This is a genomic window from Nostoc sp., from assembly GCF_036919615.1.
Taxonomy (GTDB): Bacteria; Cyanobacteriota; Cyanobacteriia; order Cyanobacteriales; family Nostocaceae; genus Nostoc.
Window position 1 is genome coordinate 189,062 of the sequence record NZ_JBALCN010000003.1, and the last position, 9,958, is coordinate 199,019.

At 43.9% G+C, this 9,958-nt stretch carries 6 protein-coding genes and 4 pseudogenes; 6 read left to right on the top strand and 4 right to left on the bottom strand.

Annotation, left to right across the window (positions count from 1 at the left end; genetic code table 11):
* Positions 1-46: 46 nt before the first annotated feature.
* Both V7K48_RS01700 and V7K48_RS01705 read right to left on the bottom strand, forming a co-directional pair.
* Positions 47-205 (bottom strand): annotated as a pseudogene (locus V7K48_RS01700) (element excision factor XisI family protein); the annotation flags it as partial.
* Between the two features lie 391 nt (positions 206-596).
* Positions 597-1,226, bottom strand: a complete 630-nt coding sequence (locus V7K48_RS01705; RefSeq protein ID WP_335069002.1) for an NAD(P)-dependent oxidoreductase — start codon at positions 1,224-1,226, stop codon at positions 597-599.
* Between the two features lie 342 nt (positions 1,227-1,568).
* On the opposite strand from V7K48_RS01705, the pseudogene V7K48_RS01710 reads away from it, so the two are divergent.
* Positions 1,569-1,709: pseudogene (locus tag V7K48_RS01710) on the top strand (transposase); the annotation flags it as partial.
* A pseudogene (locus V7K48_RS01715) lies at positions 1,710-1,841 on the top strand (DUF4277 domain-containing protein); the annotation flags it as partial.
* Positions 1,842-1,986: 145 nt separating this feature from the next.
* Here the strand turns inward: V7K48_RS01715 and ahcY are convergent.
* Both ahcY and V7K48_RS01725 read right to left on the bottom strand, forming a co-directional pair.
* Complete coding sequence (gene ahcY, locus V7K48_RS01720; RefSeq protein ID WP_335069004.1) at positions 1,987-3,264, bottom strand: adenosylhomocysteinase; 1,278 nt, start codon at positions 3,262-3,264, stop codon at positions 1,987-1,989.
* 163 nt (positions 3,265-3,427) lie between these two features.
* The gene (locus tag V7K48_RS01725; RefSeq protein ID WP_335069006.1) at positions 3,428-3,589 is read right to left on the bottom strand and encodes a hypothetical protein; all 162 of its coding nucleotides are present in this window, start codon (positions 3,587-3,589) and stop codon (positions 3,428-3,430) included.
* Positions 3,590-3,935: 346 nt separating this feature from the next.
* On the opposite strand from V7K48_RS01725, the gene V7K48_RS01730 reads away from it, so the two are divergent.
* The 4 genes and pseudogenes from V7K48_RS01730 to V7K48_RS01745 form a co-directional block, all read left to right on the top strand.
* The gene (locus V7K48_RS01730; protein WP_335069008.1) at positions 3,936-5,594 is read left to right on the top strand and encodes a mechanosensitive ion channel family protein; all 1,659 of its coding nucleotides are present in this window, start codon (positions 3,936-3,938) and stop codon (positions 5,592-5,594) included.
* Positions 5,595-5,909: 315 nt separating this feature from the next.
* Positions 5,910-9,260, top strand: coding sequence for an efflux RND transporter permease subunit (locus V7K48_RS01735; RefSeq protein WP_335069011.1), 3,351 nt, complete (start codon positions 5,910-5,912; stop codon positions 9,258-9,260).
* A 159-nt stretch (positions 9,261-9,419) separates the two neighbouring features.
* Complete coding sequence (locus V7K48_RS01740; RefSeq protein WP_335069013.1) at positions 9,420-9,569, top strand: hypothetical protein; 150 nt, start codon at positions 9,420-9,422, stop codon at positions 9,567-9,569.
* Positions 9,570-9,742: 173 nt separating this feature from the next.
* Positions 9,743-9,958 (top strand): annotated as a pseudogene (locus V7K48_RS01745) (hypothetical protein); the annotation flags it as partial.

The following is a 9,958-nucleotide window of genomic DNA, read 5'->3' on the forward strand; positions in this document are numbered from 1 at the left end:
AAGGTGCGTTAGCGACAGCGTAACGCACCTACTCAACTACACTTAATTAAATAACAGCAAATTCAGTATACTGTCTGATATCGGTTGGTTGGAAGGCGAGAACAATTTGATTTTTAGGAGTACCAGCGTTAACAAGTTCGTTGGCTATACCGTATTCTATACCGTCTCTTTGAATCCAGATTTTGTCGTTGATAATGTCAATATTGACTAAGCAACGCTTTTAACTTCGACCAATAGTCTTTGCAGAAATTCGGGAAAAAACAGATATTAGTGGTGATCAACTAGAAAAGATTTTAATTTTCTTAGGAAAGGAGGGTTTGATCAAAAATAGACACCAAGTTTTTAATGACATAGCCGATATATATTACAACATCAAGGTATTATAAAAGGCGATCAGGTTGTTTTCTTCTAAAGGCGGAGCCACCCTCGACAAACTCAACGGCTTTCGCCTTTAAGTTATCCAGCTTGTTGCGATCAAAACGTACAAGTCCTCGTACCTGCATTTCGCCTTTGTCTCGCGTTGGCGATCTTGGTGCCTAATTCGCCGCTGATGCCAACAATCAGCACTGTTGGGTTTGCCATATTTTTTAGCTCCGTTAATAACAAATGAGGGGTGTTTGGTTCAGATAGCGATCGCTAGTGAGTTGCTGTAGGACAAAAGCCGCCACATCCGCCCGCGAAATTTTCCCTGCCGTAACCCCCGTTAAGTCAGTCAGAACTTGGTAATTCCCTTTTGCAGGGTCATTGGTTAATATTCCTGGACGAACGATCACCCAATCCAGATTACTCTGACGAATCTCGGCTTCCTGACGATCTTTGTCGTCGTAGATTCGCTTCAATATCAGCGGTAGAATCAGCTTGTCATAAAGCAAGCCGCCGTGACCTTTACTATCGCCTGCTCCAAGTCCGGTGATACAAATTAATCGCTTGACGCTGTGACGCTCCATTGCCTGAAGCAACTTTTTTGTGCCTTCTGACAACAGCGTCACAGATTCAAGACTGATTTTTTTAGTGCCTAATGAGCTAATGACTGCATCTTGCTGCTGCACCGCATCTAGCGAGGCAGGGTCAAGGATATCCCCCTTCACAATTTGAAGGGAGTTGTGCTGCATTTCAAACTTGTCGGGATTACGAACTAGCGCAGTTACTTCGTGTCCTTGGGCTAAACCTTGCTCGACAATCTGCTGTCCCGTCGGTCCCGTTGCCCCAATGACTAAGATTCTCATCTCTGTTTCTCACTTACAAGACTCACAACATTTATCCCACATTCTGCACCCCCAACTGTCATACAGCCAAAATATAGTACAGAGGAACTAAACAAAGAACAGCAAACAGAGGCTTAATGATCAGAAATAGCATTGAGTCCAGCAACTGTTAATTAGCGCTCTTTTATTACTCCGAAAAAATAAAATATTTGTAAATTGGGTTTAACATTCGTGTTACCCAACAAAATCGAGGATTCTTGGTGTTGGGTTACCCTTCAAGAAGTGGCGAGCGTTACCTGGGACTTTCTGTTGTGGCAGACGGTATACACCTATTTTCGTAATTGGCGCAAAGATGGAACCAAAAAACGTTGGGTGGTGGAACGCACTTTTGGTTGGCTGATGGGGTGTCGGCGATTGGTTAGAGACTATGAGTTATTGCCCGAAACATCGGAGACATTTATCTACCTTGCCTCCATCCACATTATGGTAAGGCGACTGGCATAAATAGTAGATGCAATTGGATTGGTAGAAATAATTAATGATTTAATAGGTGAAGAAAAAGGAGAAAAAGTTAACTTTGGTCATGTTGTTAAAGTCATGATTTTGCATGGATTAGGATTTATCTCTAAGCCACTATGTATAACTACTACAAAATGAAGTGCAGAATGTTGGTTGTATCTCGTACTATTTGCATTTAACCTGCGGGTTTGCAGTATGTACGAAACACAAAAAAAGGGATAAGCCCAAAAGCCTATCCCCTAAAAAATCAATTAATCAATCATCAAGTTCCAGTAGTCCAAGAATTGGTGTACTCAATTTGATCTGGTGTTAGCGTATCAATCTTAATTCCAATCGCCTCCAACTTTAGTCGAGCGATTTCTTTATCCACATCAATGGGAATTGAGTGCAAGCCAGGTTCTAACTTACCTTTATTCTTCACGAGGTATTCAACAGCTAAAGCCTGGTTGGCAAAGCTCATATCCATAACCGCGCTGGGGTGTCCTTCCGCAGCAGCCAGGTTAATCAAACGTCCTTGTCCGAGAACGACAACTGATTTACCACTTTGCAGTTTATACTCTTCAGTGAAGGGACGCACTTCCTTGATTTCCTTAGCTTGAGAAGCCAAGTATTTCAAGTCAAGTTCAATATCAAAGTGACCGGAGTTACAAACGATCGCACCGTCTTTCATCACATCGAAATGCTCGGCGCGAATTACGTGCTTGTTACCAGTAACTGTAACAAACAAATCACCAACTTTAGCAGCTTCTGCCATTGGTAAGACGCGGAAACCATCCATTATGGCTTCAATTGCCTTGATCGGGTCAATTTCGGTAACAATCACGTTACCACCCATACCACGGGCGCGGAGGGCTGTACCTTTACCACACCATCCGTAACCAACTACAACTATGTTTTTACCAGCCAGCAGAATATTTGTGGCTCGGATAATGCCGTCTAAGGTCGATTGCCCAGTACCATAGCGGTTATCAAAGAAGTGCTTGGTATCGGCATCGTTGACGTTCACTGCGGGGAAGGTGAGAACGCCATCTTTGAACATGGCCCGGAGGCGCACAATTCCTGTTGTGGTTTCTTCAGTGGTGCCAATCAAATCGGCAATTTGGTGTTGGCGCTCTTGGATTAATGTGGCAACCACATCGCTACCATCATCAATGATGATGTTGGGGCGGTGATCTAGGGCGATTTGGACGTGACGACTATAAGTTGCGTTATCTTCGCCTTTTTGGGCAAAGACGGGGATTTCATGATCGGCGACGAGGCTAGCTGCTACGTCATCTTGCGTTGATAAGGGATTGCTAGCAATTAAAAGCGCGTCTGCACCACCGGCTTTCAGAGCGATCGCCAAATGTGCTGTTTCTGTTGTAATGTGGGCGCAAGCCACAAGCTTTAGCCCAGCTAAGGGCTTTTCTTGGGCGAAGCGATCGCGGATTTGCCGCAAAACTGGCATCTCGCGTCCAGCCCATTCAATGCGCTGTCTTCCCAAGGCAGCTAGGCCGAGGTCTTTAACCTCGTGCTTTAATCGGGGAGAAGTTGCGGTCATCAAAAGTTACCTCAAAAAATTAAAAAAGCTACGTAAAGTTTACGCACTCTACTAGGTTATTCTACTACTGGCGATTTTTGCTTGTATTTAGCAAATCACTAGTCAAACAATTTTGGATTTTAGATTTGCAATAGCGTAGCGTAAAGCCTGCGGCATGGCTTCTCTAAGAGACGCTGCGCGAACGCTTAGAGCGAGTTGTGGAGCAGATGATTGGATTTGTTTCATCCACAAGGGGGAGCCATTGCGGTGGACGGGTTTCCCGGCATAAAGGAGCCAGCGCTGTGGGCGGGTTTCCCGACTTGAGGCGACTGGCGTCAAATGGCATCAGGGCATGTACCAAAAAACTTTTTTAATCTAAAATCCAAAATCTAAAATTGGCACGGTTAATAAGTCCTCAAAACTAGCTTGACGTTTTATAGGCAAAATTGTCAACTTCATCCCCAGCTTCTTCCCTTTTGTTTTATCTTTGGTTAATAGTAAGACTATCTCAGCCTTATCACTGATTATAAATATTTTGTCATCTATCTAAAGATATAAAACAAGAAAAAACATCAAAATTTAATTATTTAAAGGGAAAACCTCAACTTTAGATAGGTACATTTACAAAAAGTAATTGCGGAGGATGGTTATAGAAGTAGTCAATAGTAAATTTTACTTAAGGAGGTGTTTGAGTGCGTTTTCAATTTTTGGCGATCGCTAGTTCAATGGCCATAGCTGTTGTCTCTGTGCCAAAAGCCACAGCCCAAATTCCTTTGTTACCGCAGCTGCAAGCTCCCAGCAGCGTGAGTAATGATTCAAATAATAGAGTTGTTTCAGGCTGGATTTATTTAGATGGTCGGCGGTTATTTCAGATAGCGGCATCAAAAGCCAACTTTCCTGAGCGTTCAGAAGATATTCAAAAGAAGTTAGAGAAAATTAGCCAAAGTTACATTAAGTCACCACCAAAAACAGCAGTCAAGGTAGAAGTTCGCAAAGTAAACGACTTACCAGTAATTTATGTCAACGATCAATACCTGATGACCATCACTTCTGAGGATGCTGGATTGCGAGAGGTAGACATATCGACATCAGCAAATCAAATAAAGGAATCGTTACAAGAAGACTTGCAACAAGCAAAGCAAGAAAGACAAACTCAATCTTTAATCTACCAAGGTAAAATTGCTGCGGGCACTGGACTGGCAATGATGATCATGAGTTTGGGGGTATATAGCTGGCAGCGGCGCTCCAAAAAAGATTTATTACACCCCATTGCCTCCCAACCCCCCATAGGGCCCCTAAACTCCCCAATTTCACCAGCAGTAGCAGCAGCTCAACCAATTGCAACACAACTGAATCAACGCCAAAAGCAGCATCTCCAAGAAGTCAAAAGACGATTGTTTGAGCTAACTCAAGCCGGAATTTGGGGAGGTGGAAGTTTCTTTATTTTGGGTCTATTTCCCTATACACGACCATTTCAGGTAGGAATTCTCACAGCCGCGCAATTTCCTTTGCGATTAGGTGTCGTGTTCTTAGGAACCTATGTGGTGATCCGTCTTACCTACGCCCTAATTGACCGCTTCACTACCACTCTGATCAGCAGTGGTGCTTTACTGACTCCAGAAAGTTCTGAACGGCTGCAACTGCGAGTTTCCACATTTTCTGGCGTGACTAAAGGCATCGCTACTATTATCTGGGTAGGAGTAGGCTTCTTGCTGGCGCTAGTGTCATTGGGGATAGATATTGTTCCCTTGCTAGCAGGTGTGAGTTTAGTTGGTGTTGCAGTGTCTCTGGCCTCGCAAAACTTAATTAAAGATGCGATTAACGGTTTTTTGATCATTCTAGAAGACCAGTACGCTTTAGGCGATGTGATTTCTGTGGGAGACGTGGGAGGCTTAGTAGAAAATCTGAATCTGCGGATGACTCAACTGCGGGATTCGGAAGGGCGCTTGATCACGATTCCCAATGGTGAAATTAAAGTTGTGGCCAATCTCTCTAGTCGTTGGTCACGAGCCGATTTAACAATCCCGATCGCCTACCAAGCCGATACAGAACAGGCTTTGAAATTGATAGAAACTGTTGGTTCCCAGATGAATCAAGAAATACAATGGCAGCCTCAAATTTTGGAGCCGCCGCAAGTCTTGGGAATAGATCAATTTGGCGATCGCGGTTTGATTATTCGCGTCTGGATTAAAACACAGCCCCTCAAACAATGGGATGTAGCGCGAGAGTTTCGCCGCCGCCTGAAAATTGCCCTAGACCAAGCTGAAATTTCCATTTCTGTGCCTCAACAAGCAATTTGGGTCAATGATGATCACTTGTTAAATTTTCAGGGTAATGGCAAAGCTAATTAGAAATTTAGATTCATTACCGCATTTTTCAAGTGATTAGGGAACTCCAACAAATAAATTATCCAATCTTGTGGGGTGGGCAACATGAATGCCCAGTTCACAGTCCGGGCGAGACGCCCATCCTACAAGAAATACTGGGATATTTTATTACTTGCAAGTCCCTTAGACCAAATCTTGACCTCTCTCCTGCTCTCTTAGCAGAGGCCCCAAGTTCCCCAATTCCTAATTTTGGGCGATCGCAACACTAAACCTTAATAAATCCTTATATTAATAAAAAGCTACTACCTCACTAACCTGTCTTAAACTTTTCACTGATTTATGTTTGTCAATACCTTCATCAGACGTCCAGTCCTGACGACGGTCTGTACGTTCATCATCTTGCTGCTGGGAAGCATCTGTATTCCGATCCTGCCGATTTCTCAGCTACCAGACCTCGCTCCGGTGCAAATCACCGTTAGCTCCAATAATATTGGTGCGGATGCTCAAACCACAGAAAGTACTGTCACCAACATTATTGAGCGACAAATTAATGGTGTTAAAGATGTATCTTATATATCTTCTAATACGGGTAATGATGGTTTGAGCAATATAACTGTCTCCTTCCCAACTAATGTCAATAGCGATATTGCTCAAGTAAACGTTCAAAATAAAGAAACACTTGCTGACCCTCAATTACCAGATACTGTTCAACGCACAGGTGTCACAGTTGAAACGGCATCGAGCAGTCTGCTTCTCGTCTTTGGGTTTTACTCAGAAAATAATGAGTATGACAACATTTTTATCAGTAATTATGTTGATCTGTTTATTTTCGATCAGATCAAACGGCTTCCTGGTGTAGGAAAAGCGACGATTTTTGGAGAGCGCAAATATGCCATGCGTCTTTGGCTTGATCCCAACAAGCTTGCCCAACATCAACTAACTGTTCAAGATGTGACAGCTGCCCTGCAACAACAAAACATTCAGGTGGGTGCAGGGGCGATTGGTAAGGAACCAGCACCAGATAATCAAAGCTTTGAATTTGCTTTACGGGCAACCAGTCGATTTAAAGATGCGGCTGAATTTGAGGATATGGTGCTAAAGGTAAGTCAAGGTGGCACTAATAGCACCGCTAATAGCACCGCTAATAGCACCACTAATAGCAACACTAATAGCAGCACTAGCACCCTAGTTAAGGTCAGAGATGTCGGTCGAGTTGAACTGGGAGCAGAGAGCTATCTCGCTGATGCCAAATTCACCCTACCAGGAAGTACCCCCAAGCCAGCCGTTGGTTTGGGGATATATCAACTTCCGGGTAGTAATGCCCTACAAGTTGCCCATGCTGTTGAAGAGCAGATTGCAACACTATCAAAGAGTTTTCCACCTGGACTAAAAGCACAGTTGGCATTTGATACCACTCCATTTGTAGAAATTTCTTTAGAAGAAGTTCTACACACTCTGGTTGAAGCGATTATCCTGGTGGTCTTGGTAATTTTTGTCTTTTTACAAGACTGGCGGACCACGATCATTCCCACTGTTGCGATCCCCGTTTCTCTGATTGGGACATGTGCGGCTCTGTTGGTTTTAGGATTTCAGATTAATACACTGACCTTATTTGGTTTCGTCCTGGCGATCGGTATCGTCGTTGATGATGCGATTATTGTTGTGGAGGCAGTTGCAGTCAAACTAGAAGAGGGCATGAAGCCCTTTGATGCTGCTGTCGAAGCCATGAAAGAGTTAACTGGGGCAATCATTGCCACTTCACTTGTACTCATGGCGGTATTTATTCCAGTTGCATTCATTCCCGGCACTACTGGGATTGTCTACAAACAATTTGCGTTAACCGTTGCTTGCTCCATTGGCATCTCGACCTTCAATGCCTTAACCTTCTCTCCGACGATGGCAGCCATCCTGATGCGCCCAGCTCAGACTCCACGGGGCCCTTTAGGCTGGTTTTTTACGCAGTTTAATCGGGGATTTGGCTGGTTCACACGCCGCTATGTCGGGTTTGTTAGCTACCTTACCCATGTCAAGCCGATTGTAATTGGGGTTTTCATTACTGGTTTAGTAGCAACAGTTTTGATGTACAGAGCAGTGCCTACCGGATTTATTCCAGAGGAAGATCAGGGTTACTTCTTTGTAGTTGTCCAGGGGCCTGATGGGGTTTCTTTGAAATACACCGAATCTGTGATGAATAAGGTTGTCAAAGAAGTAACATCGCTTCCTGAAGTTCAAGCTAGTTTTATGATCAGTGGCTTTGGTTTCGATGGCAATGCTTCTAATTTAGGCATTGCCTTTGCTAACCTCAAACCCTGGAAAGAGAGAACTCTTGAGTCTCAGTCTGTCTATGGAATACTTCAGAGGATGAACAAAAAGCTCTCTGCAATTACAGATGCTAGAGCGATCGCTGTAAATGCTCCTCCGGTTAGAGGATTAAGTACTACGGGTGGTTTTGAATTTATCATTCAAGACAAAACCGGAAGTGCGCCAATTCAAACCCTGGTTGATACTGCTAACAAATTCATTGGGGTGGCAAATAAAAAGCCTGTTTTACAACGAGTTTTCACTCAGTTCACCGCAGACACTCCGCAATTTGACATCCAAGTAAACCGCAACCAAGCCAAAGCTCTCAACGTCGATCTCAGCAGCATCTTTGGGGCATTGCAAAGTTACTTGGGTTCGCAATATGTGAATGACTTTGTGCAGGGGCAGCGACAGTATCGAGTATATGTCCAAGCAGATGGGATTTTCCGCTCTAATCCAGATGATATTGGCAAGCTGTATGTTCGCTCTGCAAGTGGGGCGATGATTCCGTTGAGCAATCTGGTGAAAGTTACTCCCTTTGTGGGGCCAAAAACCATTTCGCATTACAACTTGTACAGGTCAATCAAAGTCCAGGGCGCTCCTGCTCCCGGTTCTAGTTCTGGAGAAGCAATTAAAGCGATGGAGCAAGTTGCAGCAGAAGTTTTACCTCAGGGATTTGGTTACGAGTGGACAGGGACTTATCTCCAGGAGAAGACATCTGGGGGAGCTACAGGTCTGATTTTTGGTTTAGCGATCGTGATTGTCTTTCTGGTGCTGTCGGCTCAGTATGAGAGTTACATTGACCCGCTGATTATTTTGCTGACAGTTCCCTTAGCAGTCTTGGGAGCGATGACAGCACTTTGGCTACGTTCCAATATTTTCATGGCAAGTAGCCTTTTCCCCAAAGTGGTGGATGATATCTATTGCCAGGTAGGTCTGGTGACTTTGATTGGTCTAGCCGCAAAGAATGCGATTTTAGTCGTGGAATTTGCCAATCAGCTGCATGAGCAGGGTATGAGCTACACGCGGGCGGCAGTGAAAGCAGGACAAGAACGTCTGCGACCTATCTTAATGACTTCCTTTGCAGCCCTGTTAGGATTTTTGCCCTTGGTGATCTCTCAAGGGGCTGGAGCCAGCAGCCGTTGGTCTTTAGGAACAGCGCTCTTTGGGGGGCTGATGCTTGCGACGTTCTTGAGTTTGTTCTTAGTGCCAATTCTGTACATTTTAGTTAAGACTCTGGCTGAGGCTATATTTTCTCGGAAGGGATCGGGAGGTTCAAAGCCTCCAGATTCTCCTAATGGAACTTCTGCATCTGAACATCGGGTTTTGCCTGCTGGCTCAAGTCAGCCAGAGACTCAACTTAGGTCTCAGCAGGATGGGATCAGCTAACTTTTGTTGTTAAGTCTCTATTTTGGCTCTGCCGCAAGTTAAGAGGTGGTAGCCCTGCCATTAGGCATTCCAGTCGGAGACTCTTAACGAGATAACTTTAGGAGTCAATTCGTCGTCGCCCAAAATTCATCCCACGTTTTACCCAAAGGGGAGCGGGGGATGAATTTTGTTTTAGCTAAACAGCACTCTCAAGAATACGATGCGATCGCTAAAATAGCAGAAATTACACCTGCTAAGAAGTGCAAAAATCGGCATAACTCAAACCTAGTGGTCTGTCAAGCTAAAAATTGTCAGTTTGAGAGAAAATAGAGAGGCTATTCACTGTAAACCTCACCAACTATCCTCATAACTGACCATGCTCAAGAACTAAATACAACTCACCGCAAAAAAGGGTCGAAAATAGAAAAAGATATTTTTTGTAGGATGGCAAAAAAATCAAATATGCTTTCTCCGTAGCTCAAATATCCAGGTTGAAATGACTGGTGAGCAACTTTGTATTTCATCATCCTCCCGTCCATTGTTCATGGATGAATCAGGTTGAACAATGGTTTAGTATTTTGCAGCGAAAACGTCTGAAAATCTCTGATTTTACCGAGAAAAAAGTTTTACAGCAATTTGATATCAAAACTGCCACAAAAGTCATAAACTTAAAAGATGTAAAAAAGAAGATTATTAAGAAATGGCAGCATATTCAATCG

What these genes read in the sequence shown, in the direction of transcription:
- V7K48_RS01705 (WP_335069002.1), bottom strand. Translation starts at nt 1,226, where the DNA reads ATGAGAATCTTAGTCATTGGGGCAACGGGACCGACGGGACAGCAGATT.
- ahcY (WP_335069004.1), bottom strand. Translation starts at nt 3,264, where the DNA reads ATGACCGCAACTTCTCCCCGATTAAAGCACGAGGTTAAAGACCTCGGC.
- V7K48_RS01725 (WP_335069006.1), bottom strand. Translation starts at nt 3,589, where the DNA reads ATGCCATTTGACGCCAGTCGCCTCAAGTCGGGAAACCCGCCCACAGCG.
- V7K48_RS01735 (WP_335069011.1), top strand. Translation starts at nt 5,910, where the DNA reads ATGTTTGTCAATACCTTCATCAGACGTCCAGTCCTGACGACGGTCTGT.
- V7K48_RS01740 (WP_335069013.1), top strand. Translation starts at nt 9,420, where the DNA reads ATGAATTTTGTTTTAGCTAAACAGCACTCTCAAGAATACGATGCGATC.